The organism is Streptomyces bugieae, assembly GCF_036352915.1.
Classification (GTDB): Bacteria; Actinomycetota; Actinomycetes; order Streptomycetales; family Streptomycetaceae; genus Streptomyces; species Streptomyces endophytica.
On the sequence record NZ_JAZBJP010000037.1, the window covers coordinates 26934 to 53451 of the forward strand.

Genomic DNA, 26518 nt, shown 5'->3' on the forward strand with positions numbered 1-26518 from the left:
TGGCGGATGCGGACGGCCCGGCCCCCACGTGGGGTCCGGGCCGTCCGCATGTCCGCCGGCGGGCTCAGAGCGCCTGCGGGAAGGTGCTGAACAGCCGCTGCGGGTCGTAGGTCTTCTTGACCTCGGCGAGCCGTCCGGCGGCCGCCCCGTAGTAGGCGGTCTTCCAGTCCGTCAGGTTCGGGTCGGTGTAGTTCTGGTACGCGGCGCCCGAGGAGTACCGGCGCATCGCGTCATGGAAGGAATCCAGCCACGCTGTGCGGGTGCCGGGCGAGCCGCTCGCCGGCCAGGACGTCAAGTACTGGGCCAGGAACCGCGATCCGCGGTGCACGAACGCGGTGTCGGTGCGGCCCACGCGGTTGATCGCCCCGCCCAGCGCGGTCAGCGCCACGTTCCCGGCGACGCCCTTGCGGCCGCCGCGCTCGATCTGGTCCATCAGGGTCCGGATGCCGGCCGCCGACAGCGAGCGGTCGAAGAAGTGCGAACGGGCCGCGTAGGTCTCGCGGCCCAGCTGGCCGCCGCCGGTGTGCCCGGGCAGCGAACCCGGCATGTGGCACTGCGCGGAGGTCTTCGACGAGCAGCCCGCGTAGCTCTCCATGGCGTCCAGATAGCCGATCGGGGTGAGGTGCACGGTGGACGCCGGGCCGGGGCCGCCCGCCTGGTCGGCGAGCCGGTCCACGGCGTTCTTCAGGTCGCCGTACGTCCCCAGGGAGAACGCCGCCACCGACACCGCCGGGGTGCCGCCGGGCCGGGCGTCGAGATGGCAGGCGGACCATATCTCGTCCGCCTGCACCGGCCCCCACTTCTGCCAGGACGCGACCACCTTCGCCGCCTTGGCCCACGGCCAGGTCATGTACGCCATCACCGCGCGCGGCGCCGGATGCGTACGGAAGCGCAGCTCGGTGACCACGCCGAAGTTGCCGTTGCCGGCGCCGCGCAGCGCCCAGAACAGGTCCGCGTGCTGCTTGGCGTCGCAGTCGACGGTCTTCCCGTCCGCCGTGACGACGGTCGCGCCGACCAGGCTGTCGCAGGTCAGCCCGTACGCCCGGGAGACCACGCCGTGGCCGCCGCCGAGCGTGAGCCCGGATATCCCGACGGTGGGGCAGGAGCCCCCGGGTATCGTCACGCCGTGCGCCGCCAGGCCCTGGTAGACGTCGATGAGCTTGGCGCCGGCGCCGATGCGGGTCACGCCGCCGGACGGCGCGCCCACCTTCGCCAGCGCGGAGACGTCGATGATGAGCTTTCCGTTGCCGCTGGACCAGCCCGCGTAGGAGTGGCCGCCGCTGCGGATCGCGACCTGGGTGTCGTACCGCCGGGCGAACGCCAGGCATTCGGCGACGTCGGCCGGGTGCTCGACGTACGCGATCGCCGACGGCTTCAGGCTGTCGTAGCGGGTGTTGTAGAGCCGCCGGGCGGCCGCGTAGGCGGCGTCCGAGGCGCGGACGAGCTTGCCGTCCAGGCTCTTGCCGAGCGCCGTCCAGGAGGCCGGGGTGGCCCGGCCGGCGGCGACCCGCGCGGGTACGGAGGCCGCATTGGTCTGCACCGCGTCGGAGCCGGCCGTGGCGGAGGAGGAGGTCGCGCCCGTCCCGCCGCTCTTGTCGTCGCAACCGGTGGCCCAGACGACCGAGGTCGCCGCGAGTCCGCCGCCGGTCTGCAGGAGTGTGCGCCGCTTCACTGGGATGGATCCCCCTCGATGTCGAACGGTCCTGCCCCGTCCGCCGGTGGCCCGGCTGGTCGTCGCGGGGCGGTCACGGGACCGCTGTTGCTTCCCTCACTAGGCAGATGCGTCAGGGGCGTTGGGGGTTCCCGGAACGGATTCCCTCATTCCACGGGGTGTTCGGGGCGGGGCCCGTCGCCGGCCTCCGACACGTGCCGCTCCGCGTCCGTCCGCGCCTGGGAGCGGGCGCGCCGGGCCGGTCCGCGCCAGCCGCAGGCGCAGCGGGCCGTGCAGAAGGAACCGCGTTCGGTGGTGGAGGTCGCATGCAGCGCTGGGTCGGGCACGCGCGCCACGCTACGCGCCTTGGAAGTCGCCAGCGTGACGAGCCCCCGCAACGGTCGTTGAACGGATCGGTCGACGGAACGTCAGGCGCACACGGACGGGACGTCGGACCCTCCCGAGCGGACCGGCCGGCCAGGCCGGTCCCGAAGACAGCGGCCGAGGGGGCTCGTACGCGATGGTGGTGCAGGACAGGCGGGGCGGCCGGACGGCCGCCGTGGCCCTGGCGTGCGGGACGGGTCTGGCGGTCGGACTGCTGACGACGGGCTGTTCCTCCGAAGGCGCCGTGGCCGACGACCACGAGCCGTCCGGCGGGTCCGCCGCCGCGGCCGCCGCCCGGGTCCGCGGCAGCGCCGACGCCCTGCTCCGGGCCCGCTCGGCCCGGGTCCGCACGGCCATGGAGACCGACAGCGGCGGCACCCGCGTCGCCATCCGCGGCACCGGCGGCTACGACTTCACCACCGCCACCGGACGGCTCGTCGTCGTCCTCCCGGACCCGGCGGACCGGCCGGGCGAGGGCCGCCAGCCGATCACCGAGATCCTCGCGCCCGGCGCGCTGTACATGAAGAACCGCGGGGCCGGGGTGCCCGCCGACAAGTGGGTACGGGTGGAGACCGCCGCGCTGACCGACGGCAACCTCGTCACCGGCGGCGCCACCGATCCGCTCGCCGCGGCGGAACTGCTGCGCGGCGCACGGCAGGTGACGTACCAGGGCGAGGAGCGGCTGGACGGCGTGCCGGTGCGGCACTACCGCGGGACCACGGACATCGCGGTGGCCGCGCGGGCCGCCTCGGCGCGGAGCAGGCCGGCGCTGGTCGCCGCGGAGAAAGGGTTTACCACCCACGCGGTGCCGTTCGATGTGTATCTGGACGAGGCGGGCCGGCTGCGCAAGGTGCGCGAACGCTTCCATTTCGCCAATGGCGCGCCCAAGGGGGCATCGGTGACGTCGACCACCGAACTGTCCGGATTCGGGACGCCCGTCGTGGTCCGCCTGCCGGACCGCCGGGACATCTACGCCGGCAAGATCGCCTCCGCGACTCCGTAGGCGCCCCGCCCGTCAGGGCCGGTCGCCGGGAGCGGAAATGGTCCTTCCGTGCCATGCGCGCGGTGTGCGCCCGTCCTTACGCTGGCGGTACCACCGCATGCGCGCGAGGCGCCCGGAGGAGGAGGTGTTGTCCGTGGCCGGCCACCGCCATCCGACGGTCCAGGACCCCGTGGCCCTCGTGGAGATCGACCTGACCGGTGAGTTGATGATCGCGGCGGCGGCTGCGAGCGAGGACCGGCTCAGCCCGGACCGTATCGACGAGGTGCTGGACGTGGAGGCGGACGGAGCCGGAGCCGGGGACGGGGCCGGCGGCGAACCGTCCGGTGCCGCGGGGCGTGGATAGTCCGCGGTCAGCTCCGCAGCATCCGCTCGATGGCCTTGGTGGCCTCCTGGACCTTGGCGTCGATGGCCTCGGGCCCCTTGACCGCCGCGTCGGCGACGCAGTGCCGCAGGTGCTCCTCGAGGAGCTGGAGCCCGAAGGACTGCAGGCCCTTCGTGCTCGCCGAGACCTGGGTGAGTATGTCGATGCAGTAGACGTCCTCCTCGAGCATCCGCTGCAGTCCGCGGATCTGGCCCTCGATGCGGCGCAGTCGCTTGAGGTGTGCGTCCTTCTGCTGTGCGTAGCCGTGGACGCCGTGGGCCGGGGAGGTTTCTGCGGTATCGGTCACGGTGCGGGTGGTGCCTCGGGGGTCGGTTTCCGGCTGCGAGGGGTGGTCGGCCGCGGCGGCTGCGGTGCGGCCGGTGGTGTCGGCGTCCGTGGTCGTCATGGCCGTCTCCCGTGGTATTTAGGCGATCTATATACCCCTGGTGGGTATATGGTACCGAACTTTGCGGGCACTCGTGGTACCCCGTGCAGAGCATGCTGCCCGATGGGCGACACTGAAGGAATGCCGGTTAGCAGTGGCTGGATGATGCGCCTAGCATCAACTCGACCGAATCCGATGCACCCCGAGGATTTCACGTGCGTTTTCGTCTGACCCCCAGGGAGACGAGCTTCTACGACATGTTCGCCGCCTCCGCGGACAACATCGTCACGGGCTCGAAGCTCCTGATGGAACTGCTCGGGGCGGACGCCTCCGCGCGGACCGAGATCTCCGAGCGGATGCGAGCTGCCGAGCATGCGGGAGATGACGCGACCCACGCGATCTTCCACCAGCTGAACTCCTCGTTCATCACGCCGTTCGACCGCGAGGACATCTACAACCTCGCCTCGTCGCTCGACGACATCATGGACTTCATGGAGGAGGCCGTCGACCTGGTCGTCCTGTACAAGGTCGAGGAGCTGCCCAAGGGCATCGAGCAGCAGATCGAGGTGCTGGCGCGGGCGGCGGAGCTGACCGCCGAGGCGATGCCGAACCTGCGGACGATGTCGAACCTCACCGAGTACTGGATCGAGGTCAACCGGCTGGAGAACCAGGCCGACCAGATCCACCGCAAGCTGCTCGCGCACCTCTTCAACGGCAAGTACGACGCCATCGAGGTGCTCAAGCTCAAGCAGATCGTGGACATCCTGGAAGAGGCGGCGGACGCGTTCGAGCACGTCGCCAATACTGTCGAGACCATCGCGGTCAAGGAGTCCTGAGCCCTCAGCCATGGACACCTTCGCGCTCATCGTGACCATTGCGGTCGCGCTCGGTTTCACCTACACCAACGGCTTCCACGATTCGGCGAACGCGATCGCGACCTCGGTCTCGACCCGGGCGCTGACCCCGCGGGCCGCCCTGGCGATGGCCGCGGTGATGAACCTCGCCGGTGCCTTCCTGGGCAGTGGCGTCGCCAAGACGGTCAGTGAAGGGCTGATCGCCACCCCGCACGGCAACCACGGGATGGGCATCCTGTTCGCCGCGCTGCTCGGCGCGGTGGTCTGGAACCTCGTCACCTGGTACTTCGGTCTGCCCTCGTCGTCCTCGCACGCCTTGTTCGGCGGCATGGTCGGTGCCGCGCTGGCCGGCGGGACCGAGGTGATCTGGTCCGGGGTGATCGAGAAGGTCGTCCTGCCGATGTTCATCTCGCCGGTGATCGGCCTGGTGCTCGGCTACCTGGTCATGGTCGTCATCCTCTGGCTGTTCCGGCGGTCCAACCCGCACAAGGCCAAGCGCGGCTTCCGCATAGCGCAGACCGTCTCGGCCGCCGGCATGGCGCTCGGGCACGGCCTGCAGGACGCGCAGAAGACCATGGGCGTGGTCGTGATGGCCCTGGTCATCGCGGACGTCGAGGACAAGAACGCGGCCATCCCGATCTGGGTCAAGCTGGCCTGTGCGATCACCCTGTCGCTCGGTACGTACGCGGGCGGCTGGCGGATCATGCGCACCCTCGGCCGCCGCATCATCGAGCTGGACCCGCCGCAGGGCTTCGCCGCGGAGACCACCGCCGCGTCGGTCATGTACACCGCGTCGTTCATGTTCCACGCGCCGATCTCCACGACCCACGTCATCACGGCCGGGATCATGGGCGTCGGCTCGACCAAGGGCTCGCGCGCGGTCCGCTGGGGCGTCGCCAAGAACATCGTGATGGGCTGGTTCATCACGATGCCCGCGGCGGCGCTGGTCGCGGCGCTCGCGTTCTGGCTGATCCAGTTGGCCTTCGGCTGACGCACCGGCCCTCGGCTGACGCACCGGCCGGAGAACACACCGGCCATCACCACGCAGTGGGCCCGCCCCCCGGGAAGGAGGGGCGGGCCCTTCGCCTTGCGGTGGCACCGCCATGCAGCACCGCAGGACGTCTCTGGGGCGGCCGGCCGGTGGGGCCTAGCCGAAGCGGCCGGAGATGTAGTCCTCCGTGGCCTGCACCGACGGGTTGGAGAAGATCCGCTCGGTCTCGTCGATCTCGATCAGCTTGCCGGGCTGGCCGACCGCCGCGAGGTTGAAGAACGCCGTACGGTCCGAGACCCGCGCCGCCTGCTGCATGTTGTGCGTCACGATGACGATCGTGAAGCGCTCCTTCAGCTCGCCGATCAGGTCCTCGATGGCGAGGGTGGAGATCGGGTCGAGGGCGGAGCAGGGCTCGTCCATCAGCAGCACCTGCGGTTCGACGGCTATCGCGCGGGCGATGCACAGCCGCTGCTGCTGGCCGCCGGACAGGCCCGAGCCGGGCTTGTTCAGCCGGTCCTTGACCTCGTTCCAGAGGTTGGCGCCCTTGAGGGACTTCTCGACGATGTCCTTGAGCTCGCTCTTCTTGTACGAGCCGTTCAGCCGCAGCCCGGCCGCGACGTTGTCGAAGATCGACATCGTGGGGAACGGGTTGGGGCGCTGGAAGACCATGCCGACGGTGCGGCGGACCGCGACCGGGTCCACACCGGTGCCGTAGAGGTTCTCGTCGTCCAGCAGCACCTTGCCCTCGACGCGGCCGCCGGGGGTGACCTCGTGCATCCGGTTCAGGGTGCGCAGGAACGTGGACTTGCCGCAGCCGGACGGGCCGATGAAGGCGGTCACCGTGCGGGGCTCGATCGTCATCGAGATGTCGTCGATGGCCTTGTGGCCGCCGTAGTACGCGGAGAGGCCGCTGACGTCGATTCGCTTGGCCATGGAAATCACTGCTTCTTTCGCGGGGGTACGTCTGGTCGCTGGGTGGGCCGCGTCAGCGACCGGCGTGCTTGGGGGCCTTCCAGCGGGCGATGCCGCGGGCCACCAGGTTGAGGATCATGACGAAGGCGATGAGGACCAGTGCCGCGGCCCAGGCGCGGTCGTAGGAGGCCTCGGAACCCTGCTGCCACTGCTGGAACACGTACAGCGGGAGCGACTGCTGGGCGTCTTCGAAGGGGTTGTTGTTGATCGTCTTCGCGCCCCACACCAGGAGCAGCACCGGCGCGGTCTCGCCGGTGATGCGGGCGATGGCGAGCATCACGCCGGTGGTGATGCCGCCGATCGACGTCGGCAGGACGACCTTGAGGATGGTGCGCCACTTGGGGACGCCCAGGGCCAGCGAGGCCTCGCGCAGCTCGTTCGGGACGAGCTTGAGCATCTCCTCGGTGGAGCGGACCACGACCGGCATCATCAGGATGGCCAGCGCCATCGACCCGGCGAAACCGGACGGGCCGAAGCCGAGGATCAGGATCCACACGGACAGGACGAACAGGCCGGCGACGATCGACGGGATGCCGGTCATCACGTCGACGAAGAAGGTGACGGCCCGGGCGAGCCGGCCGCGGCCGTACTCGACGAGGTAGATCGCGGTGAGCAGACCGACCGGCGCGGCGATCAGGGTGGCCAGGCCGACCTGCTCCAGGGTGCCGATGATCGCGTGGTAGATGCCGCCGCCGGGCATGGCGTCCGGCAGGGTGCCCATCGAGTGCGACAGGAAGTAGCCGTCCAGGACCTTGCTGCCGCGGGCGACGGTCTCCCACAGCAGGGAGGCCAGCGGGACGACGGCGAGCAGGAAGGCGACCCAGACCAGGCTGGTGGCCAGCCGGTCCTTGGCCTGCCGGCCGCCCTCGACGGCCGCGGACAGCACGAAGGTGCCGGCGATGAAGAGCAGGACGGCGATCAGGCCCCACTGGACGGTGCTGTCCAGTCCGGCGGCCAGCCCGATGCCGCAGCCCGCGCCGGCCGCGACCAGCGCGAGCACCGGCGGGGTCCAGCGGGGCAGCCGGGCCTGCTTGAGGGAGACCGGGAGCGGATTGCGGTCGTTGGCGACCGTACGGCGGTCCGTGATCACGCTCATGCGGCGGCTCCCGAGTACTCCTTGCGGCGGGCGATGATCAGGCGGGCCGCGCCGTTGACGAGCAGCGTGATCACGAAGAGGACGAGACCGGAGGCGATCAGGGCGTCCTGGCCGAACTGGTCGGCCTCGCTGAACTTGCTGGCGATGTTCTGCGCGAACGTGCCGCCGCCCGGGTCGAGCAGGCTGGCGCTGATCAGGAAGCTGGGCGAGAGGACCGTGGCGACGGCCATGGTCTCGCCGAGGGCGCGGCCGAGGCCGAGCATGGAGGCGCTGATGACGCCGGAGCGGCCGAAGGGGAGCACCGCCATCCGGATGACTTCCCAGCGGGTGGCGCCGAGGGCCAGCGCGGCCTCCTCGTGCATCCTCGGGACCTGGAGGAACACCTCGCGGCTGACGCTGGTGACGATCGGCAGGATCATGATCGCGAGCAGGATGCCGACGGTGAACAGCGAGCGGGCGGCGCCCTGGGAGTAGCTGAAGATCCCGGTCCAGCCGAGGTAGTCGTTCAGCCAGCCGTAGAGGCCGGACAGGTGCGGGACGAGGAAGAGCGCGCCCCACAGGCCGTAGACGATGCTGGGCACCGCGGCGAGCAGGTCGATGACGTAGCCGAGCGGCGAGGCCAGCTTGCGCGGGGCGTAGTGCGAGATGAACAGCGCGATGCCGACGGCGACCGGGACCGCGATCAGCATGGCGATCACCGAGCTGACGACCGTGCCGAAGGCGAGCACCGCGATGCCGAACTTCGGCTCGGTGCCGGTGGCGTTCCAGTCGAACGTGGTGAGGAAGTCGGCCTTGTCGCCGGAGATGGCGAGCACGGACCGGTAGGTGAGGAAGACCGCGATGGCGGCCATGATCACCAGCAGGGCGATGCCGGAGCCCCGGGAGAGCCCGAGGAAGATCCGGTCACCGGGGCGGACCGCCTTGCCCGAGACGGACGGACGCGCGTCCCCGGGTGGTGGCGGGTTGTCGGCTATGGAAGAAGCAGTCATGGATTCTCCGGTCTGCGGAGTCCCGGGGGACTCCAGGCGCGGCGGTGCACCGGACGGGCGGCGGCCCGAAGGGGGCCCTCGTCAAAGGGCCCCCTCGGCCGTGTGGCGACGGTCGGGCCGCCACCCGGGGTTGGTCAGGAGAGGGTCTTGACGGTGGCGCGGACCTTGTCGGCGATCTCGGTGGGCAGCGGGGCGTAGCCGAGGGCCTTCAGCGCGTCCTGGCCGTCCTTGCTGGAGACGTAGGTCAGGAAGGACTTGGTGGCCGGCAGGGTCTCGGCCTTGTTGCCCTTGTCGCAGGCGATCTCGTACGTCACCAGGGTGATCGGGTAGGCGCCCTCGGCCTTGGTGGTGTAGTTGAGCTGCAGGGCCAGGTCGTTGCCCTTGCCGACCTGCTTGGCCTCGGAGATGGCCTTGGAGGCGTTGTCGACCGTGGCCTCGACCGGGGCCTTGGCGCCGGTGTTCAGCTTGACCGTGGGGATCTTGCCGGAGGTCGCGTAGGACAGCTCGAAGTAGGAGATCGCGCCGCTGGTCTGCTTGACCTGCGAGGAGACGCCGGCCGAGCCGGACGCCGCCTGGCCGCCGGTGCCCTCCCACTTCTTCGCCGGCTCGTGCTTCCAGTCGCCGGGTGCGGCGCCCTTGAGGTACTTGGTGAAGTTGTCGGTGGTGCCCGAGTCGTCGGAGCGGTGGAAGGCCTGGATCTTCAGGTCCGGCAGCTTGGCGCCCGGGTTCAGCTTCTTGATCGCGGCGTCGTTCCACTTGGTGATCTTCGAGTCGAAGATCTTCGCCAGGGTCGGGGCGTCCAGGACCAGGTTGTCCACGCCGGGGACGTTGTAGCCGACCGCGATCGGGCCGCCGACCATGGGCAGGTCGACGGCCTGGCCGCCCTTGCAGACCTGCTTGGACTTGGTGACTTCCTCGGGCTTGAGGGCCGAGTCGGAGCCCGCGAAGGCGGTCTGGCCCTGCAGGAAGGTGGTCACGCCGGCGCCGGAGCCGGTCGGCTGGTAGTTGATCTCGGTGTCCTTGCAGGCGCCCGAGTAGTTCTGCACCCAGACGTCCATGGCGTTCTTCTGCGCGGACGAGCCGGACGCGAGCAGCTTGCCCTTGCCCTCGCACTTGATGTTCGAGGTCTTGGCGGCGCTGCTGCCACCGCTGCCGCCGGTGGTGTCGTCGGAGCCGCACGCCGTCAGGGCCAGGGCACCGGAGACGGCGAGAGCGCCAACGGCGAGGGCGCGAACCCGGTTCTTGCGCTGAAGCTTCACTGTCGGGAATTCCTTCCTGGGGCGCGCCGCATCGTCGGCGTGCGAGGTGATGAGGTGTGTGGTGACCGCCGTGGGGGTGCGGTTGAGGCGTGTTTTCTGCCGTGTCGCGCTTGCCTTCCGGGCGTGACGCGCACTCGGTACGGCCGAAATTAGGCAGATCAAGTGAAGCCGCCGATGGAGGGGAGTGAACGCAGGGTGAACCTCGGCCATCGGCTGGGTGCGTGGAAAGAAGTGCTCGCCCACCCGTACTAAAGGGCCCGTCGCTCTGTTGAATTACCGGCCGGTATGGCAGCATCCGCGCCGGAGAGTTGACGCGAATCGGTGCGGAACGACCGGAGGTGGCTGGTGGGGAGCCAGGGGGCACGACAGGGCGTTCGGGGTGTACGGGGTGTACGGGGTACACAGGGTGTAACGGGCGTAACGGGCGTAACGGGTGGACCGGCCGTCACGGGCCGCCGGCTGGCGGTGTGCACCGCCGTCGTCCTGTGCGCCACGGGCCTGCTGGGCGCCACGGCGTCCACCGCGTACGCCGACGACCCGAAGGACCCGCCCGCGGGCTCCGGGAAGGCCTCGAACGACGCGGACGCCGGCGCCCGCCACCTCGACGACGTACGCAAGAAGATCGACGCCCTCTACCGCAAGGCCGAGCAGGCCACCGACGCCTACAACGCGGCCAAGGAGCAGGTCGAACGCCAGCAGAAGGAGATCGTCAAGCTGGCCCGCACCATCGACCGCACCCAGCACGACCTGGCCGCCCTCAAGCGGCAGGCGGGCGCCCTGGCCAGCGCGCAGTACCGCGGCGGCGGGCTGCCGGCCGAGGCGAAGCTGATGCTCAACGCCGATCCGGAGGCCTTCCTCGACAACGCCACCCTGGCCCGCAAGGGCCAGCTGGCCGCCAAACGCGTGATCAGTCAACTCTCCCGTCTCCAGGGCGATTTGCAGAACTATTCCGACGCCGCGACCGACCGCTGGGAACAGCTGGAGGCGAACCGCAAGAAGAAGGAAAGCGCCCGCAAGGACATCGAGAAAAAGATCGACGCGGCAAAGGAGCTGGAATCCCGGCTGGCCGCGAAGGAAAAGGCCCGGCTGCAGAAGCTGGAGGACGAAGCGGCCTTCCGGGAGCAGCAGAAGTGGCTCGACTCGGGCGTACTGGACGAGATCAGCAATAAGGCGTCGGCGGCCGGCCGCAAGGCGATTTCCTACGCCACCGCACAGCTCGGCAAGGATTACGTGTGGGGTGCCGAGGGTCCGGACACCTTCGACTGCTCCGGGCTCACCCTGCGCTCCTGGCAGCACGCCGGGCGGACCATTCCGCGGACCTCGCAGGAGCAGTGGCGGCAGCTGCCGCACGTCGCCCTGCAGGACATGCGGCCGGGCGATCTGATCATTTATTTCTCCGATGCCAGCCATGTCGGGATGTATCTCGGTGACGGCGCGATCGTGCACGCCCCGCGGCCCGGCCGGCAGGTGACGATCACCGGGGCCGGCTCGATGCCGATCCTCGGAGTGGTCCGGCCGGACGGTGACCCGCGGCACCATGACGCGGATCACGTCCGCGATAAATGACCGGATTGTTTCCTCTCCGAGAGTTGCCGGCTTGTCGCCGAATGCACTCAAGCGGGGTGATATTCGTCATTCCGCATTCCCCCCGGCCCAGGTCAAATGCCTTATCGGCCGCGGCATATGACGATGGCCGATTGCCGACGGCCATTCCATACCGCTTGGTTCTGGCGCTATGGTCGCCTGTCAGTGCCCGGTGCGTGCCCGTTCGACAGACCGACGAGCGGAGCGGAGCCGGGCACCGTGGTGCGCCGGTCGGCGCCCATGCGCCCCTCGGGGGGAGGGAAGGAAGCAGACCGATGCCCGTACCCGTACCGCACCAGCGGACGGTCGTGCTGCCGCACCAGGCAGGACCGGTGGACGACGCCTGCGCGCGGACCGCGCGGGTCGCCGACGCGCCGGGCGCGGGGGACGCGACGGACCGGGGCACGGACGCCCCGGAAATCGAACAGCGACTTTCGGCCGATCACGGCCCGGTCAGCCAGGGCCTGACCCTGCTCCTCATCGGCGAGGACCCCAACAGCCACGTCCCCGACATGTGGGACTGGGCCGGCCGCAAGGTACGGCTGCGCACCGCCCGCAACCTCACCGAGGCCGAGCGGCTGCTCACCGACGACGTGCACTGCATCCTGCTCGACCTGCCGCCGGCCGAACCGGCCGACCGCGCCGCGGGCGAGCGCGGCACCGCCCCCGGCAGCGACCCTGGCGATGCCTTGGGCATGCTGCACGACGTCCTGCGGCTGGCCCCCTCGCACGCCGTCCTCGTCCTCACCTACGAGACGGACGCCGAGCGCGCCGCCGACGCCGTGCGCGTCGGCGCCCAGGACTACCTCTTCCGCGACGAACTCGACGGCGCGGTCCTCAGTCGCGCCGTGCGCTACGCCGTCGAACGCAAACGCGCCGACCTCGCCCAGCGCCAGCTCACCGAGTCGCGGATGCTCGCCCAGGAGAACGCCCGGCTGGAGCGCGGACTGCTGCCCACCCCGCTGCTGGACGGCTCCGACCTGCGGTTCGCCGCCTGCTACCGCCCCGGCCGCAGCCGCGCGCTGCTCGGCGGCGACTTCTACGACACTGTGCGCACCGCCGACGGCACCGTGCACGCCATGATCGGCGACGTCTGCGGCCACGGCCCGGACGAGGCCGCCCTCGGCGTCGAGCTGCGGATCGCCTGGCGCGCGCTGACCTTCGCCGGACTGTGCGGCGACGAGCTGCTCGCCACCCTCCAGAAGGTGCTGGAGCACGAGCGCGCGGACGACGAGATCTTCGCGACGCTGTGCACCGTCGACATCTCCGCGGACGGCCGCCGCGCCGGACTGTGCCTGGCCGGCCACCCCGCGCCGCTGCTGGCCCGGGCCGGTGAGCGCCCGCAGCTGCTGCCGTACGAATGCGGCGGCCCGGCGCTCGGCCTGCTGCCGGAGGCCCGCTGGCCGCGCCGCCAGGTCGAGCTGGGCGGCTCCTGGAGCCTGATGATGTACACCGACGGCCTGATCGAGGGCCGGATCGGCGAGGGCAACCAGCGGCTCGGCCAGGAGGGCATGGCGGAGCTCGTCGGCCGGCAGATGGAGTCCGGGCTGCGGGGCGACGCCCTGCTGGACGCGGCCGTCCGGGAGGTACGCGACCTCAACGGCGGCGAGCTGACCGACGACGTGGCCGTGCTGCTGCTGGACCGCCGCTGAGCGGCGCGGCAGGGGGCTTGCCGAACGAAGGATTCCGAGGGCCCCGGAGGGCTCAGCGGGGGGCTCAGCGCCCGCCGTTGAACGGCCCGTAGGGCCCGTCCGAGCTGGAACCGCCGCGCCGCGGACCGCGGCCACCGCCGGAGACCGCACGCAGCGCCGGCCGGACGTCGACGGTGTAGACGATCACCGCGATCACGCCGATGATCGGCAGGAACGACATCACCGGCAGGATGAACAGCAGGGCCGTGGCGATGGCCAGGAAGATCAGCCACATGCCCTTGGTCTGCTTGCTCGCCGCGCGGTAGGCGTCCTCGCGGCGCACCGCGGCGTCGATCAGCATCACGGCGGCATAAATGCCCAGGGCGAGCTGCGCCCAGCTCAGAATCGACTGGAACCCGTAGATCAGCACGCCGTCCTCCGCCCGTTCGCCTGCCGTGTGGTCTGGTGCAGTGTGGTCCGACTGCCCGGCCATCGAGGGCCGGGGGGCCGCCGGCTGCCGCCCGTGCGGCCCCACCGTACCCGCACAACGGGCCGGGCACGCCAGGGTGTGCCCGGCCCGGCCGTGATCCGCGCCTCAGTGCGCGGTGCGCGGCCGTGCGCTCACTTCGCGGACGGCGGGGTGCTCTTCTTCGCCGGCGCCGGCGCCGGCGAAGGCTTGCGCTGCGCGACCGGCTTCTTCGCCGCGGCCGGCTTGGCCTGGGGCGACGTGGTGGCCTTGGCCGACGAGGCGGTCCTGCTCTGCGTCTTGGAGCCGTTGGCCGTGCCGGTCTTCGCGGTGCCGCTCTTGGCGGCGGGCTTGGCGGGGGCCGGCTCCGGCTCGATCGCCACCGCGACGTCCTCGGTGCGGTTGGCCACCTCACCGCGCCAGGTCGCCACCGCGCCCCGGCCGCGCTCGGCCAGCTCCTCGTAGCCCTCCCGGGCCTTCACCGCGGTCTCGGCGACCCGGCCGACGCCCTGCAGCGCCAGCTCCTGCGCCTGGTCGCGGAACTTCTTGAAGTCGCCGTCGAGCGACTCCAGCAGATCGGCCAGCTTCTCCTGGGCGTCCTTGGCCTGCTTGGTGACCAGCGCCTGGACCTCCTTGGGATCGGTGCTGCGGACGGAATCGAAGCGCTTGGGCGCCTCGGCCCGGAGCCGCTCCACCAGCTGCGGCACCTCGCCGAGCTTCTCGGCGGCCAGATCGATGGTGCCGGCCACGGCGTAGAGCGGGGTTGCGTCGGTCAGGACCTTGCGGAGCTCATCGGTGTTGATGGCCATGACGTGGTTCCTCCTGGAACGAATCGGTTGCTCAGGTGGCGTGCGGGCCGTCGTCGGCCTCGGTCTCATGGGCGTCCGCCTCGCGTCCGTCCGCATGGCCGCCCGCTGCCCGGTCCTCGCGGCTGACCAGTCCGTTCTCCTTGCGGAAGGACTCGTAGATCTGCAGCAGGACCTGCTTCTGTCTCTCGTTCAGCGCCGGGTCGGTGAGTATCGCGGTCTGCACCTCGACCCCGTCCAGACCGCGTCGCTCATCCAGAATTCCGGCCTGGACGTACAGCGTCTCGGCGGATATCCGCAGCGCCTTGGCCAGCTGCTGGAGGATCTCCGCACTGGGCTTGCGCAGGCCGCGCTCGATCTGGCTGAGGTACGGATTGGACACCCCGGCGGCATCCGCGAGCTGCCGCAGGCTCAGCTGCGCGGTGCGCCGCTGCTCCCGCAGGAACTCGCCGAGATTGCCGACGTTGAGTGATGCCATGCCTCGATGGTGCCTCGCCGTGCTAACTATTGCAAGCAAGCGCTAGCAAAAGTGGTACGTGCGGGGGCGAGGGCTCGCACACCGGTCAGGAACGAAGAAGCACGGCCTGCCGCCCGCCCGTAGCGTGAACTGCACGACGAGGCGCCTTCCCGCGACCCGGCGGGCACCATGGCAGTTCCAGCAGAGGGAGACACCGATGAGCATGGCCCCGAGGGCGGACGGGCAGTCGCCGGCGCCGCACGTCGCCGACCGCCACGAGTGGATCCGCGTCCACGGCGCACGCGTGAACAACCTCAAGGACGTCAGCATCGAGATACCGAAGCGCCGGCTGACCGTGTTCACCGGCGTCTCCGGCTCGGGCAAGAGCTCGCTGGTCTTCGACACCATCGCCGCCGAGTCGCAGCGGCTGATCAACGAGACCTACAGCGCCTTCGTACAGGGCTTCATGCCGAACCTGGCCCGGCCCGAGGTCGACGTCCTCGACGGGCTGACCACCGCGATCGCCGTCGACCAGCAGCGGATGGGCGGCGACCCCCGCTCCACCGTCGGCACCGCCACCGACGCCAACGCGATGCTGCGCATCCTCTTCAGCAGGCTCGGCAAGCCGTACGTCGGCCCGCCCGGGGCGTTCGCCTTCAACGTGCCCTCGGTCAGCGCGTCCGGTGCGATCAAGGTGGAGCGCGGCGCCAAGAAGGCGGAGAAGGTCTCGTTCAACCGGGTCGGCGGCATGTGCCCGCGCTGCGAGGGCCGGGGAGCGGTCTCCGACCTGGACCTGTCCCAGCTGTACGACGACAGCAAGTCGATCAACGAGGGCGCGTTCACCGTCCCCGGCTACACCGGCGGCGGCTGGAACTCCCGGCTGTACGCGGAGTCCGGCTTCTTCGACCCGGACAAGCCGATCCGCAGGTTCACCAAGAAGGAGCTGCACGACCTCCTGCACCGCGAGCCGACCCGGATGAAGATCGCGGGCATCAACATGACCTACGAGGGTCTGATCCCGCGCATCCAGAAGTCGATGCTGTCCAAGGACACGGAGTCGATGCAGCCGCACATCCGGGCGTTCGTGGAGCGCGCGGTCACCTTCACCACCTGCCCCGACTGCGACGGCACCCGGCTCGCCGAGCACGCCAGGAAGGCCAAGATCAAGAAGATCTCCCTCGCGGACGCCTGCCGGATGGAGATCAGGGACCTCGCCGACTGGGTGCGCACCCTCAAGGAGCCGTCGGTGGCGCCGCTGCTCACCGCGCTGCAGCAGACCCTCGACTCGTTCGAGGAGATCGGCCTCGGCTACCTCTCGCTCGACCGTCCGGCGGGCACCCTCTCCGGCGGCGAGGCGCAGCGCGTCAAGATGATCCGCCACCTCGGCTCCTCGCTCACCGACGTCACGTACGTCTTCGACGAGCCGACCGCGGGCCTGCACCCGCACGACATCCGGCGGATGAACGACCTGCTGCTGCGACTGCGGGACAAGGGCAACACGGTGCTCGTCGTGGAGCACAAGCCCGAGGTGATCGCGATCGCGGACCACGTCGTCGACCTCGGCCCCGGCGCCGGTACGGCGGGCGGCACCGTCTGCTTCGAGGGCACCCTCGACGGGCTGCGCGGCAGCGACACCGTCACCGGGCGCCACCTCGGCGACCGCGCCTCGCTCAAGGACGCGGTGCGCACGCCCGACGGCGTCCTGGAGATCCGCGGCGCGACCGCGAACAACCTGCGGAACGTCGACGTGGACATCCCGCTGGGTGTGCTCACCGTGATCACCGGCGTCGCGGGCTCCGGCAAGAGCTCCCTCGTGCACGGGTCGATCCCGGCCGCGGAGGGGGTGGTGTCGGTCGACCAGGCGCCGATCCGCGGCTCCCGGCGCAGCAATCCGGCGACGTACACCGGGCTGCTCGACCCGATCCGCAAGGCGTTCGCCAAGGCCAACGGCGTCAAGCCGGCGCTGTTCAGTGCCAACTCCGAGGGCGCCTGCCCGACGTGCAACGGCGCCGGCGTCCTCTACACCGACCTGGCGATGATGGCCGGCACCGCCACCACCTGCGAGGACTGCGAGGGCAAGCGGTTCGAGGCATCGGTGCTCGACTACGCCTTCGGCGGGCGCAACATCGCGGAGGTGCTGGCGATGCCGGTGACGGAGGCCGAGGAGTTCTTCGCCGCCGGGGAGGCGCGCACCCCCGCCGCGCACAGGATCCTGCAGCGGATGTCCGACGTGGGCCTCGGCTACCTCACCCTCGGCCAGCCGCTCACCACCCTCTCCGGCGGCGAGCGGCAGCGGCTCAAACTGGCCACGCACATGGCCGAGAAGGGTGGCGTCTACGTCCTCGACGAGCCGACCGCCGGCCTCCACCTCGCCGACGTCGAGCAGCTCCTCGGCCTGCTCGACCGGCTCGTCGACTCCGGCAAGTCGGTCCTGGTCATCGAGCACCACCAGGCGGTCATGGCCCACGCCGACTGGATCATCGACCTCGGCCCCGGCGCCGGCCACGACGGCGGCCGCGTCGTCTTCGAGGGCACCCCGGCCGACCTGGTCGCCACCCGTTCCACCCTCACCGGCCAGCACCTCGCGGAGTACGTCGGGAGCTGAGGAAGGCCGGGCAGCGGGCCGCCCGCTGCCCGGCCCCCGCTGGTCGCCGGCGGGTCCCCGAAGTCCCCAAAACCATCCGTGACCTGGGCAAATACTCGATAATGGAGGCATGTCGACACGTCACGACGACAGGAGCGAACCCTTGGCCACCACCCCTGACCTCCGCCCGGACGCCCCCGCCGCCGGCGCCCGTTTCTCGCCGCTGCAGGACCTGATGTACGGCCACATATACGCCGATGCCGTGCGCGCCGTCATCGTGCACGGCATCGCGGACCTCCTGGCCGACGGCCCGCGCACCGCCGAGGACCTGGCCGAGCGCTCGGGCACGCAGGCCGTACCCCTGCGCCGGATCCTGCGGATGCTCGCCACCCGGGGGCTGTTCCACGAGGAGGACGGGGCGTTCGCCCTGACGGAGAGCGGGGCGGGCCTGCGCGCCGATGTGCCCGGCTCCCAGCGCGCCACCGCCCTGCTGTTCACCGACGAGATGTTCCGCCGGTCCGCCGAGAACATCCCCGACACCCTGAGAACCGGGGAACCCGGCTTCGAAACCGCCTACGGCGTCCCCTTCTTCGCGCACCTGTCCGCCACACCCGACAAGAGCCGTCTCTTCGACGCCGCGATGACCTCGCGCACCGGCCAGGCGGACGAGGACATCGCCGGCGCCTACGCCTTCCCCGACAGCGGCACGGTCGTGGACATAGGCGGCGGCCGGGGCGGCCTGCTCCGCGAGGCCCTCACCCGCTCCCCGGGCCTGCGGGGCGTCCTCTTCGACCGGCCCGAGACCGTCGCCGACCATCTGCTCGACACCCCGGAGCTCGACGGCCGCTGGCGCACGGAAGGCGGCGACTTCTTCACCGCCGTACCGAAGGGCGGGGACCTCTACCTGCTCAAGAACATCCTGCACGACTGGCCCGACGCGGATTGCCTGCGCATCCTGCGCACCATCCGGCGGGCCGTGACGCCCGGCACGCGGCTGCTCGTCGTCGACGCGGTCCTGCCCGCCGACGGCTCCCCGCACCCGGCCCTCGCCCTCGACATCGTCATGCTCATGGTCGTCCGGGGCCGCGAACGCACCGCCGCGGAGTTCGAGGACCTCCTCACCCGCTCCGGCTTCCGCCTCCACCGCATCGTCCCGACCCGCGCCATGTCCTCCCTCATCGAGGCCGAGGCCACCGGCGAGGCGGTGCCGGACTAGGCCGCGGACGGCGCGGCGACCGCGGTCCGGTAGGCGTCCAGGGCGGGGCGGGGCGCGCGGCCGAGGAGCGTCCGCAGCGCGTTCGCCTCGATGCCGGAGCCGTCCAGGAAGCCGCCGGCGATCGCCGAGTACGTGCCCACCAGCATCGGGACCTGGTACGGCAGCGCCCCGCCGGACGCGGCGATCGCCTCCCGGGCCGCGCCGAGCGAGCCGGGTTCGTACGAGCCGCCGACCGCGTCCGCCAACTCGGCGCCGCCCAGCGCCCGTTCGCCCACCAGCTCGTACACCCGCCCGGCGTGCCGCTCCGGCTCGGTCGCCACCCGTGCCGCCACCGCCGCGAGGTCGGCGCGGGCCACCGCGGCCAGCCGGCCCGTGCCCAGCGGCGCCGCGATGGTGCCGTCGGGTCCCGGAGCGGCGATGGCGGCGAGGAACTCGGCGTAGAGCCCGTTGCGCAGCACCGTCCACGCCAACGGGCTGCGGGCGAGGCGGCGTTCGGTCCAGCGGTGGGCCAGCGCGTACGCCAGGTGGTCGCCGTCGCCGCTGAGGCTGGTGTAGACGAGGTGCCGCACGCCCGCCTTCTCGGCCGCCGTGATCGCGGCGTCGTGCCGGGCGATGACGATGTCGTCCTCGCCGTACCCGGCGGAGATGAGCAGCAGGGTGTCCACGCCGGTGAAGTCGAGGGAGGCCGGGTCGTCGAAGTCGATGCGGCGCCGGGGAGCTTGAGTGGGCCGGGGGGCCTGAGCGGCCTGAGCGGCGTGGGTGGAATCCGTGGTGGATTCGGGTGTGCGGGTGCCGAGGACGACGTCGTCCCGGCCGGCCAGTTCGGCGGCGACGAGTCGGCCGAGGGCGCCGTTGGCGCCGGTGATCAGAATCATGGGATCCCCCTCCTGAGCTGTGTGGTCCCATCATCCGGAGGGCAACTTCGGCGCGTAAGGAGGCACTTTGATGTCAGTAGGGCACACGGGGGTAACCACCTCGGCGGAACCGGAACCGAGACTGGGGGCGGGGTCGGAAGCGGGGCCGGGGTCGGAATCAGGGTCGGCCGGGACGGTGATCGTGTGTGAGACGCCGCAGGACGAGTGCGGTGTCCGGGACGCACTGGACCGGCTCGGGGACAAGTGGTCCGTCTACGTGGTCGTCGAACTCTCCCCCGGCACCAAGCGGTTCAAGGAGCTGCAGCGCGCCATCCCCGGCAACATCTCGCAGCGGATGCTGACCCTCACCGTCCGGCGCCTGGAGCGCGACGGGCTGGTGAAGCGGACCGTGTACCCCACCGTTCCGCCCAAGGTCGAGTACGAGCTGACGGAGCTGGGGCGCAGCCTCACCCACCTCGTGAAGGCCCTCGCGGACTGGTCGATCGCCCACCGCCCGGCCATCGCCGCCTCCCGGGCGGCCTGGGACGCCGCGCACACGGACGGTGCGCACGCGGACGGTGCGCACACGGATGGTGCGCACGTGGACGCCGCGCACGCGGACGGTGCGTAACGGTACGTCCCGAGGGCTGAGCCTCCTTCCGCCCCCCGGCCCCTGGCCCCCTTCCGCCCCGGCTTCCGGCTCACTCCCTGAGCCAGAAGCTGGTGGCGTCGAGCCAGGCGTCGAGCAGCGCCGCATCGCCGACGACCTCGACGCCGCCGCCGGGGCCACCGGGGGCGAACCGCCGGCCGTAGACGAACAGCAGCAGGTCCGCCAGCGGGCCTCGGGCGGTGACGGCGGCCGGGCCCCCGCCGCGGCGCGAGGCGAGCGTGTCGCCCTCCAGGCCGACCAGCCATTCCGCGCCGGCATCCGGGGCGGTGCCGGTGGCCCGGAAGCACAGGGTCCGGCCGCCGGCCAGGAGGGCGGGCAGGTCGGGCCTGGTCTCGAATACGGGCGGCAGGTGGCCGAAACTCATCCACTCGTCCAGGGCGTCGAGGGCGACCTCGTCGTCCACGGTGAAGTCCGCCCCGACGGCGAAGGCCGCGTCCGCGCGGTGCACCACCGTCTCGTGGGTCATACGGCGGGCCCAGAAAACCGGCGTGCCACCGGGGGCCACGGTCCACACCGCGGCCTCCGGCCCCGCCGTCCGCAACGCGTCCGCCAGTTGCCCGGCACCTTCGGTGAGCCACCCGGCGAGTTCGGCCGGGTCCTGGTCCGTCGCGTCGGAGACGTTGTTGATCCGCTCCTCGGACACCGGCCCGGTGGCCCGGGTCCGCACGATCGTCTCCACCCAGCGATGTGCTTCGCCCAGGTGGCGCAGCAGCTGGCCGAGGTTCCAGCCGGGGCAGGCGGGGACGGGGGTGGCCAGTTCGGCACCCTCGACGTGGGACACCAACAGGGCGGTCTGCGCGACGATTTCGGAACAGTGGCGGTCATAGCTCATCGAAGCCATCGAGGGAGACATGGCGTCACGATAGGGCGCCACCGGACCGGCCCTCATCGGATTTCCCGCCGCGGTTTCCGTGGGCCGCCGGGTCCGGCCGGGTCCCGACGATCACCGTGGCGTACAGCTCCTCCGAGCGGGCGATCCGCGGGCGCAGCCCCGCCCCGGTGAACGCCTCGACGGCCCGCGGCGCCTGCCGTTCGCTCGTCTCGACCAGCAGATGCCCGCCGGGCGCCAGCCACTGCGGCGCGGCCCCGGTCACCCGGCGCAGCACGTCGAGCCCGTCCACCCCGCCGTCGAGCGCCACCAGCGGCTCGTACTCGCGGGCCTCCGCGGGCAACAGCCCCACCTCTTCGGTCGGTACGTAGGGCACGTTGGCCACCAGGACGTCGACGCGGCCGCGGAGCCCCGGGGGCAGCGGGCCGAAGAGGTCGCCCTCGTGGACCGTGCCCCCGACGGGCCCGACATTGCGGCGGGCGCAGCGCACCGCGGCGGGCTCGACATCGGCCGCGTACAGCTCGACCCGTTCCAGACCGGCGGCCAGTGCGGCGCCCACCGCTCCGGAACCGCAGCACAGATCGACGACCACGGTGGGCCGCCGGCGCGCACCGGGCTCCGGGCCGACGGGCCGGCGCCGCAGGCCGAGCGCCTGCTCCACGAGGAACTCCGTACGGCGGCGCGGCACGAAGACACCCGGGTCGACGGCGATCCGCAGCCCGCAGAACTCCGCCCAGCCCAGGACGTGTTCCAGGGGCTGGCCGAGGGCACGGCGTTCCACCATGGCGGCGAGCTCATCGGGCGTACGGGCGGTGGCGCACAGCAGCGCCGCCTCGTCCTCGGCGAAGACGCAGCCGGCGGCACGCAGCCGGGAGACGACGTCCGGGGGTGGAGGGGGTGCGGAGCGTGCAGGGCCTGGGGGGCCTGAAGAGCGTGAGGGTCGTGCCAGGTGCGATGACGGCATGTGTGGTGAGCCTTTCGGGGCGCCGAGGGCGGCCCGACTCACCTGTGCCGGAAGGTCACCTGAAGCGGTGGACCACGCGGACGGGAGACGGGCGCGCCTGCCTGAACTGGCGGGGTATCGGTCTCACCTCCTCGGTCACTCCACTGCTGGGACGGCACACAGTACCTGACGGCGTGTGAGCGAGTGTCACTCGTTCGAACTGATTTTCAGGAAAGTACTTGTCGAAGTGGAAAGTACTTGGCATGCTGAAAGCACGGGTTCGGCGGGGGAGCCGAACCGATGGAACGCCAGGGGGGACTGACATGCCGGAGCAGGCATACGCATCCGAGGACGCGGCGGCCGCGCTGGCCCGCGCACAGGAGTTGAGCAGTACGGTCCGGGCGAGCACGAAGTGGTCCGTCCGCTATCAGGTGATCTACGGCTGTGGGTCCGGGGTGATGGTGCTGGCCCTCGGATTGCTGGGGCAGCCGTACGGAGTGGTACTCGGCAGCATCTTCTGGTGCGCCACCGTGGGCGGACTGTCGGTGTACGCGGCCCGGCAGCGGGTGGCCCGGCGCGGCTTCGGCCGCTGGCGCGCCGGCCTGATCATCGCCTGGGGCCTGCTCTACAACGCGGTGCTGGTGCCGGGCCTCATCTGGTTCCGGGGCGTCACGGCATGGTGGGTGGCCGGAGCGGTGCTGGTGGCCCTTCCGGGGCTGATAGGCGGATATGCGGAGGCCCGCCGGTGAGCACCTCGCGGCAGTTGCCCCAGGGGGCTCACCCGCGGCACGGGCTCGACGAGGTCATCCACGCGCCCGTCCGCTTCTCCATCGTGGCGACCCTGGCGGCCGCCGACAAGGCCGAGTTCGCCTTCGTCCGCGATACCGTGGAGGTGAGTGACTCGGTCCTCTCGCGCCAGGTCTCCACCCTGGAGAAGGCCGGCTACGTCGCCGTCACCAAGGGCCACGTCGGCAAGCGCCCACGCACCTGGCTCGCCCTCACCTCCGACGGCCGCACCGCGTTCGCCGCCCACTGCCAGGCCCTGCGCGCCATAGCCGAGGGCGCGGGCTGACGAGGGGCCGGGACCGAGGCCGGAACCGATCCCGCCCCGCGCCGTGTTGACTTGGAGCGCACTCCAACTCCTACCGTCCAGAGCGGGGTTGATCACACGACCCGCCCGGCCCGTCCAGGAGGTAGCAGCACTATGACCGCAACGACCATTCCCACGCGCAAGCTCGGTGAGCTGGAGGTATCCGCGCAGGGGCTCGGCTGCATGGGGATGAGCCACGGTTACGGGGAGTCGGACGACGCGCAGTCGATCGCCACCGTCAACCGGGCGCTCGACCTCGGCGTCACCTTCCTCGACACCTCCGACTTCTACGGCGCGGGGCACAACGAGGAGCTGATCGGCCGGGCCATCGCCGGGCGGCGGGACGAGGTCGTGCTGGCGACGAAGTTCGGGTTCGCCAACCGCCTCGGCGAGCCGACCGCGATCCGGGGGGACGCGGCGTACGTACGGCAGGCATGTGACGCGTCGCTGCGCCGGCTGGGGGTCGACCACATCGACCTCTACTACCAGCACCGGGTCGACCCCCAGGTGCCGATCGAGGAGACCGTCGGGGCGATGGCCGAGCTGGTCGCGGCCGGCAAGGTGCGCCACCTCGGGCTGTCCGAGGCGAGCGCGGCGACGCTGCGCCGGGCGCATGCGGTGCACCCGATCGCCGCGCTGCAGAGTGAGTGGTCGCTGTGGACCCGGGATCTGGAGCAGGAGGTCGCGCCGGTCTGCCGGGAGCTCGGGATCGGGCTGGTGCCCTTCTCGCCGCTGGGGCGAGGCTTCCTGACCGGGCGCTACACCAGCGTCGAGGGGATGGCGGAGACGGATGTGCGCCGGACCCAGCCGCGGTTCGCCGACGGCAACCTTGAGCAGAACCTGGCCATCGTCGAGAAGCTGAACGAACTCGCCGGGGAGAAGGGGGTCACTGCCGGGCAGCTCGCGCTGGCCTGGGTGCAGCACCGCGGGGACGACGTGGCGCCGATCCCCGGAACCCGCCGGCAGAAGTACCTGGAGGAGAACATCGGGGCGCTCGCCATCGAGCTGTCCGCCGAGGACCTCGCCGCCATCGACGCCGCGGCCCCGGCCGGCCAGGTGGCCGGAACCCGGTACGACGAGGTGAGCCTGAGCTTCGTCGACGGCTGACCGGCCGGGGCCGGCCACCCCGGCCGGCTGGTCCTCGCGGGCCGGCTACGCGGGCGACATCACCTCGTAGAGGTTGCCGGAGTCGTCGGCGAAGAACAGGCCGCGGGGGCACAGCGGGTGGTCGATGCGGCCGTTGTCCGGGGTGGCGGGGTCGTTGCCGTAGGAGACGCCGGCCGCCTCGATGCGGGAGAGGATCCCGTCGAAGGTCTCGGGGTCCACGTCGAAGGCGAGATGGTGGCCTTCGGCATCCGGCACGGTCATGAAGTCAAGGGTGAGCGTCTCGTTGACCCGAACCGGCGCAAAATGCCCCAGCCGACCGGCCGGCGGAAGCTCCGGCAGCCCCATGACCTGCGCAAAGAAGCGCGCAGTGGCACGGTGGTCGACGGCTGGGACGATCGTGTGGTTGAGGGTCACGGGCATGTGGGGCTCCTGAGGGTTGGGGCGGACGGGCACGGTCACTCGCGGCTCGCGGCTCGTGGCTCGCGGCTCGTGACTGGGGGAAGCGATCGTTCGTCGTTGCCGGGGCGCGGTGGTTGGCCGTTGGCGGGGCGGCACGCGTCGTTGCCGGGGTGCGGGGGCGCGGCGTGCGTGCGTCATTGCCGGCCCGGACGACGGGCCGTTGCTGAGGATGCGGCCATGCGTCGTCCGAGGGGACGGCGGCTCGTCGCTGTCGCCGCGGCGCGGAGCGGGTTCGAGGTGCCGGGTTCGAGGTGCCGGGTTCGTTGTCGCCGGGGCGTGGTGGTGCGTCGGTGGAGGCGGGGCGGCAGGCGGCGGTGCGTGGCCTGAGGGGCGGAGTGGGGGGCCGCGGGTGGTCTTACGTGTCGTTGCCGGGGTGGGTGAGGGTGCCGTGGAGGAGGACGGCGATGAGTTCCTCGCTGGTGAGGGGGGCGTCGGCCTCTGAGACAGGGCTGGGGAGGCGGGTGAAGAGGAGGCCCAGGAAGGCCCCGGCGACCTTCTCGGGGGGCAGCCGGAAGGCGTCCCGGTCCGGTTCGATCAGCTCGGTGACGGCTTGACGCAGCGCGGCGACGGACCGGGCCCGGGGGTCCTCCGGCGGTCCGTCCGCCTTGGCCCCGGCCTCCGGGGTGACGGGGCCGGGCTCGCGGCCGCGGCCGCGGAGGTGGCCGGAGGCGTGCAGGGAGCCGACGACCGTACCGATTCGCTCCATATGGGCGCGCAGCGCCTCGGCCGCTTCCGTCAGCCGGGCGGCGAGCGGCTCGTCGAGGGAGACCGAGGCCAGTTCGCGCAGGACGTGGTCCGTGCTGACCGCCTCGCGGACGCAGGCGTCCAGCACCTCGTCCTTGTCCTTGAAGGCCCGGAAGATCGTGGCCTCGCCGATGCCCGCCGCGCGGGCGATCTGACTGGTGGTGACGGCCGCGCCGTACTCCGCCACCAACGGCAGCGCGGCGGCCACGATCATGGCCCGGCGCTGTTCCACACTCATGCCGGGTGCGCGCCGGCGTGCAGGTTGTGGGGTCATGCCTCCATGCTACGGAGTGAGTGCTCACTCCGTCAATCGTTCTCCTCGGCCGGTCTTCCAGCCACGCCTGGTCCTCCGCGCCTGGTCCTCCGCGCCTCGCCATCCGCGCCTCGCCATCCGCGCCTCGCCATCCGCGCCTGGCCGCGCGCCGCGCATGACCGCCGAACGCTCCGTAGACTTCTTGCAGCGGATTGCTCGCAGCGGATTGCTCGCGCAGCAGATCTTTCGCAGCGGGCTCCTTGCGGGCCTGCGGGCTCCTTGCGCGCTCCTCGCTGTGGGCTTCGTGCGGCGCGCGGTGGGGCTCGTCAGCTCTTGTCGTCGCGGCGGGTCCCGTCGTTGCGGAGTGCGGAGTGCGGAGTGCGGTGCTGCCGGGGCGCTCTTGCGGGTGCTCTTGCCGTCGTCGTGTGGAAGGGCGGCGTGTCATGGACTGGAAGCTCGAACTGGTGCCGGTTCCGGTGGCCGATGTGGAGCGGGCCAAGCGCTTCTACAGCGAGCAGCTGGGCTTCGACGTCGACCACGACGTCTCGGTCGGCGGCCGGGCGCGCATCGTGCAGCTGACCCCGCCCGGATCGGAGTGCTCGATCGTCATCGGGGCGGGTGCCGGGGTCACCGAGGTGCCGCCCGGTTCCGTGCAGGGGCTCCAGCTGGTGGTGTCCGATGTCGCCGCGGCCCGGGCGCAGTTGGTCGAGCGGGGTGTGGCGGCGAGCCCCGTGCAGCACGTCGAGGACGGCGCGCTGGCCGACGGTCCCGGTGGGACGTGGAACTCGTTCGTCTACTTCACCGACCCCGACGGCAACGGCTGGTCGTTGCAGGAGGGGCCCGAAGGCGACGGGTAGGCCACCCCGCAGCCGGCCGCCCG

At 71.4% G+C, this 26518-nt stretch carries 28 protein-coding genes; 13 read left to right on the forward strand and 15 right to left on the reverse strand.

The window, feature by feature from the left end:
* Positions 1–64: 64 nt before the first annotated feature.
* Both V2J85_RS34340 and V2J85_RS34345 read right to left on the reverse strand, forming a co-directional pair.
* Positions 65–1672 (reverse strand): FAD-binding oxidoreductase, encoded by a 1608-nt coding sequence (locus tag V2J85_RS34340; RefSeq protein ID WP_330823743.1) that lies wholly within the window; start codon positions 1670–1672, stop codon positions 65–67.
* Between the two features lie 146 nt (positions 1673–1818).
* The gene (locus V2J85_RS34345; protein WP_261956315.1) at positions 1819–1998 is read right to left on the reverse strand and encodes a hypothetical protein; all 180 of its coding nucleotides are present in this window, start codon (positions 1996–1998) and stop codon (positions 1819–1821) included.
* 173 nt (positions 1999–2171) lie between these two features.
* On the opposite strand from V2J85_RS34345, the gene V2J85_RS34350 reads away from it, so the two are divergent.
* Positions 2172–3038, forward strand: coding sequence for an SCO4651 family lipoprotein (locus V2J85_RS34350; RefSeq protein WP_261956314.1), 867 nt, complete (start codon positions 2172–2174; stop codon positions 3036–3038).
* 97 nt (positions 3039–3135) lie between these two features.
* Positions 3136–3381 carry a hypothetical protein gene (locus V2J85_RS34355; RefSeq protein WP_330823744.1) on the forward strand — a complete coding sequence of 82 codons (246 nt, stop codon included), beginning with the start codon at positions 3136–3138 and terminating at the stop codon, positions 3379–3381.
* Positions 3382–3388: 7 nt separating this feature from the next.
* Here the strand turns inward: V2J85_RS34355 and V2J85_RS34360 are convergent, their stop codons facing one another.
* Complete coding sequence (locus V2J85_RS34360; RefSeq protein WP_261956312.1) at positions 3389–3805, reverse strand: metal-sensitive transcriptional regulator; 417 nt, start codon at positions 3803–3805, stop codon at positions 3389–3391.
* Between the two features lie 194 nt (positions 3806–3999).
* Here V2J85_RS34360 and V2J85_RS34365 point away from each other — a divergent pair, with 194 nt between their 5' ends.
* Both V2J85_RS34365 and V2J85_RS34370 read left to right on the forward strand, forming a co-directional pair.
* The gene (locus V2J85_RS34365; RefSeq protein ID WP_030415904.1) at positions 4000–4620 is read left to right on the forward strand and encodes a DUF47 domain-containing protein; all 621 of its coding nucleotides are present in this window, start codon (positions 4000–4002) and stop codon (positions 4618–4620) included.
* Positions 4621–4630: 10 nt separating this feature from the next.
* A complete protein-coding gene (locus V2J85_RS34370; RefSeq protein ID WP_261956311.1) occupies positions 4631–5629 on the forward strand; it encodes an inorganic phosphate transporter in 999 nt (332 codons plus the stop codon).
* Positions 5630–5785: 156 nt separating this feature from the next.
* Here the strand turns inward: V2J85_RS34370 and pstB are convergent, their stop codons facing one another.
* The 4 genes from pstB to pstS form a co-directional block, all read right to left on the reverse strand.
* Positions 5786–6562 (reverse strand): phosphate ABC transporter ATP-binding protein PstB, encoded by a 777-nt coding sequence (gene pstB / locus V2J85_RS34375; protein WP_261956310.1) that lies wholly within the window; start codon positions 6560–6562, stop codon positions 5786–5788.
* A gap of 52 nt (positions 6563–6614) precedes the next feature.
* Complete coding sequence (gene pstA, locus V2J85_RS34380) at positions 6615–7697, reverse strand: phosphate ABC transporter permease PstA (protein WP_261956309.1); 1083 nt, start codon at positions 7695–7697, stop codon at positions 6615–6617.
* Positions 7694–8686: a phosphate ABC transporter permease subunit PstC gene (pstC, locus tag V2J85_RS34385; protein ID WP_261956308.1), complete on the reverse strand. Its 993-nt coding sequence runs from the start codon at positions 8684–8686 to the stop codon at positions 7694–7696. The genes pstA and pstC overlap by 4 nt, the downstream gene beginning before the upstream one ends.
* Before the next feature lie 134 nt (positions 8687–8820).
* On the reverse strand, positions 8821–9945 hold the full coding sequence (gene pstS, locus V2J85_RS34390; protein WP_261956307.1) for a phosphate ABC transporter substrate-binding protein PstS: 1125 nt from the start codon (positions 9943–9945) through the stop codon (positions 8821–8823).
* A 465-nt stretch (positions 9946–10410) separates the two neighbouring features.
* Between pstS and V2J85_RS34395 the strand changes: the two genes are divergently transcribed.
* A complete protein-coding gene (locus V2J85_RS34395) occupies positions 10411–11511 on the forward strand; it encodes a C40 family peptidase (RefSeq protein WP_330823745.1) in 1101 nt (366 codons plus the stop codon).
* A 293-nt stretch (positions 11512–11804) separates the two neighbouring features.
* Positions 11805–13181, forward strand: coding sequence for a PP2C family protein-serine/threonine phosphatase (locus V2J85_RS34400; protein ID WP_261956306.1), 1377 nt, complete (start codon positions 11805–11807; stop codon positions 13179–13181).
* A gap of 64 nt (positions 13182–13245) precedes the next feature.
* Here V2J85_RS34400 and V2J85_RS34405 read toward each other — a convergent pair whose 3' ends face one another.
* The 3 genes from V2J85_RS34405 to V2J85_RS34415 form a co-directional block, all read right to left on the reverse strand.
* Positions 13246–13590, reverse strand: a complete 345-nt coding sequence (locus V2J85_RS34405; RefSeq protein ID WP_261956305.1) for a DUF2516 family protein — start codon at positions 13588–13590, stop codon at positions 13246–13248.
* 191 nt (positions 13591–13781) lie between these two features.
* The gene (locus V2J85_RS34410) at positions 13782–14435 is read right to left on the reverse strand and encodes a hypothetical protein (protein ID WP_261956304.1); all 654 of its coding nucleotides are present in this window, start codon (positions 14433–14435) and stop codon (positions 13782–13784) included.
* Positions 14436–14466: 31 nt separating this feature from the next.
* A complete protein-coding gene (locus V2J85_RS34415) occupies positions 14467–14910 on the reverse strand; it encodes a helix-turn-helix domain-containing protein (RefSeq protein WP_030415894.1) in 444 nt (147 codons plus the stop codon).
* Between the two features lie 196 nt (positions 14911–15106).
* On the opposite strand from V2J85_RS34415, the gene V2J85_RS34420 reads away from it, so the two are divergent.
* Together V2J85_RS34420 and V2J85_RS34425 are read left to right on the forward strand one after the other, a co-directional pair.
* On the forward strand, positions 15107–17494 hold the full coding sequence (locus V2J85_RS34420) for an ATP-binding cassette domain-containing protein (protein ID WP_419836860.1): 2388 nt from the start codon (positions 15107–15109) through the stop codon (positions 17492–17494).
* A gap of 142 nt (positions 17495–17636) precedes the next feature.
* A complete protein-coding gene (locus tag V2J85_RS34425) occupies positions 17637–18689 on the forward strand; it encodes a methyltransferase (RefSeq protein WP_330823746.1) in 1053 nt (350 codons plus the stop codon).
* On the opposite strand, the gene V2J85_RS34430 is transcribed toward V2J85_RS34425, so the two are convergent.
* Entirely contained in the window at positions 18686–19564 is an 879-nt protein-coding gene (locus V2J85_RS34430; RefSeq protein ID WP_261956302.1) for an NAD(P)H-binding protein, read from the reverse strand. The genes V2J85_RS34425 and V2J85_RS34430 overlap by 4 nt on opposite strands.
* A gap of 70 nt (positions 19565–19634) precedes the next feature.
* On the opposite strand from V2J85_RS34430, the gene V2J85_RS34435 reads away from it, so the two are divergent.
* On the forward strand, positions 19635–20174 hold the full coding sequence (locus tag V2J85_RS34435) for a winged helix-turn-helix transcriptional regulator (protein ID WP_330823747.1): 540 nt from the start codon (positions 19635–19637) through the stop codon (positions 20172–20174).
* Positions 20175–20244: 70 nt separating this feature from the next.
* Here the strand turns inward: V2J85_RS34435 and V2J85_RS34440 are convergent, their stop codons facing one another.
* Both V2J85_RS34440 and V2J85_RS34445 read right to left on the reverse strand, forming a co-directional pair.
* Positions 20245–21066, reverse strand: coding sequence for a maleylpyruvate isomerase family mycothiol-dependent enzyme (locus tag V2J85_RS34440; RefSeq protein ID WP_330823748.1), 822 nt, complete (start codon positions 21064–21066; stop codon positions 20245–20247).
* 4 nt (positions 21067–21070) lie between these two features.
* Positions 21071–22006: a putative protein N(5)-glutamine methyltransferase gene (locus V2J85_RS34445; RefSeq protein WP_330823749.1), complete on the reverse strand. Its 936-nt coding sequence runs from the start codon at positions 22004–22006 to the stop codon at positions 21071–21073.
* A 302-nt stretch (positions 22007–22308) separates the two neighbouring features.
* On the opposite strand from V2J85_RS34445, the gene V2J85_RS34450 reads away from it, so the two are divergent.
* From V2J85_RS34450 to V2J85_RS34460, 3 genes are all read left to right on the forward strand, one after another.
* Complete coding sequence (locus V2J85_RS34450) at positions 22309–22734, forward strand: hypothetical protein (RefSeq protein ID WP_261956298.1); 426 nt, start codon at positions 22309–22311, stop codon at positions 22732–22734.
* Complete coding sequence (locus tag V2J85_RS34455) at positions 22731–23057, forward strand: winged helix-turn-helix domain-containing protein (RefSeq protein ID WP_261956297.1); 327 nt, start codon at positions 22731–22733, stop codon at positions 23055–23057. The genes V2J85_RS34450 and V2J85_RS34455 overlap by 4 nt, the downstream gene beginning before the upstream one ends.
* Positions 23058–23189: 132 nt before the next feature.
* Positions 23190–24182: an aldo/keto reductase gene (locus V2J85_RS34460; RefSeq protein WP_261956296.1), complete on the forward strand. Its 993-nt coding sequence runs from the start codon at positions 23190–23192 to the stop codon at positions 24180–24182.
* A 45-nt stretch (positions 24183–24227) separates the two neighbouring features.
* Here V2J85_RS34460 and V2J85_RS34465 read toward each other — a convergent pair whose 3' ends face one another.
* Positions 24228–24602 carry a VOC family protein gene (locus tag V2J85_RS34465; RefSeq protein ID WP_261956295.1) on the reverse strand — a complete coding sequence of 125 codons (375 nt, stop codon included), beginning with the start codon at positions 24600–24602 and terminating at the stop codon, positions 24228–24230.
* Positions 24603–24996: 394 nt separating this feature from the next.
* The gene (locus V2J85_RS34470) at positions 24997–25599 is read right to left on the reverse strand and encodes a TetR/AcrR family transcriptional regulator (protein ID WP_330823757.1); all 603 of its coding nucleotides are present in this window, start codon (positions 25597–25599) and stop codon (positions 24997–24999) included.
* A 482-nt stretch (positions 25600–26081) separates the two neighbouring features.
* On the opposite strand from V2J85_RS34470, the gene V2J85_RS34475 reads away from it, so the two are divergent.
* A complete protein-coding gene (locus V2J85_RS34475) occupies positions 26082–26495 on the forward strand; it encodes a VOC family protein (RefSeq protein WP_261956294.1) in 414 nt (137 codons plus the stop codon).
* The last annotated feature ends 23 nt before the right edge of the window (positions 26496–26518 follow it).

Bases quoted from the DNA above. Each gene is read 5' to 3' on its own strand.
- V2J85_RS34350 (WP_261956314.1), top strand. From the start codon at position 2,172: ATGGTGGTGCAGGACAGGCGGGGCGGCCGGACGGCCGCCGTGGCCCTG.
- V2J85_RS34450 (WP_261956298.1), top strand. From the start codon at position 22,309: ATGCCGGAGCAGGCATACGCATCCGAGGACGCGGCGGCCGCGCTGGCC.
- pstC (WP_261956308.1), bottom strand. From the start codon at position 8,686: ATGACTGCTTCTTCCATAGCCGACAACCCGCCACCACCCGGGGACGCG.
- V2J85_RS34370 (WP_261956311.1), top strand. From the start codon at position 4,631: ATGGACACCTTCGCGCTCATCGTGACCATTGCGGTCGCGCTCGGTTTC.
- V2J85_RS34400 (WP_261956306.1), top strand. From the start codon at position 11,805: ATGCCCGTACCCGTACCGCACCAGCGGACGGTCGTGCTGCCGCACCAG.
- V2J85_RS34435 (WP_330823747.1), top strand. From the start codon at position 19,635: ATGTCAGTAGGGCACACGGGGGTAACCACCTCGGCGGAACCGGAACCG.
- V2J85_RS34470 (WP_330823757.1), bottom strand. From the start codon at position 25,599: ATGATCGTGGCCGCCGCGCTGCCGTTGGTGGCGGAGTACGGCGCGGCC.
- V2J85_RS34415 (WP_030415894.1), bottom strand. From the start codon at position 14,910: ATGGCATCACTCAACGTCGGCAATCTCGGCGAGTTCCTGCGGGAGCAG.
- V2J85_RS34410 (WP_261956304.1), bottom strand. From the start codon at position 14,435: ATGGCCATCAACACCGATGAGCTCCGCAAGGTCCTGACCGACGCAACC.
- V2J85_RS34430 (WP_261956302.1), bottom strand. From the start codon at position 19,564: ATGATTCTGATCACCGGCGCCAACGGCGCCCTCGGCCGACTCGTCGCC.
- pstA (WP_261956309.1), bottom strand. From the start codon at position 7,697: ATGAGCGTGATCACGGACCGCCGTACGGTCGCCAACGACCGCAATCCG.
- pstB (WP_261956310.1), bottom strand. From the start codon at position 6,562: ATGGCCAAGCGAATCGACGTCAGCGGCCTCTCCGCGTACTACGGCGGC.
- V2J85_RS34440 (WP_330823748.1), bottom strand. From the start codon at position 21,066: ATGTCTCCCTCGATGGCTTCGATGAGCTATGACCGCCACTGTTCCGAA.
- V2J85_RS34445 (WP_330823749.1), bottom strand. From the start codon at position 22,006: ATGCCGTCATCGCACCTGGCACGACCCTCACGCTCTTCAGGCCCCCCA.
- V2J85_RS34355 (WP_330823744.1), top strand. From the start codon at position 3,136: ATGCGCGCGAGGCGCCCGGAGGAGGAGGTGTTGTCCGTGGCCGGCCAC.
- V2J85_RS34360 (WP_261956312.1), bottom strand. From the start codon at position 3,805: ATGACGACCACGGACGCCGACACCACCGGCCGCACCGCAGCCGCCGCG.
- V2J85_RS34420 (WP_419836860.1), top strand. From the start codon at position 15,107: ATGAGCATGGCCCCGAGGGCGGACGGGCAGTCGCCGGCGCCGCACGTC.
- V2J85_RS34465 (WP_261956295.1), bottom strand. From the start codon at position 24,602: ATGCCCGTGACCCTCAACCACACGATCGTCCCAGCCGTCGACCACCGT.
- V2J85_RS34475 (WP_261956294.1), top strand. From the start codon at position 26,082: ATGGACTGGAAGCTCGAACTGGTGCCGGTTCCGGTGGCCGATGTGGAG.
- V2J85_RS34460 (WP_261956296.1), top strand. From the start codon at position 23,190: ATGACCGCAACGACCATTCCCACGCGCAAGCTCGGTGAGCTGGAGGTA.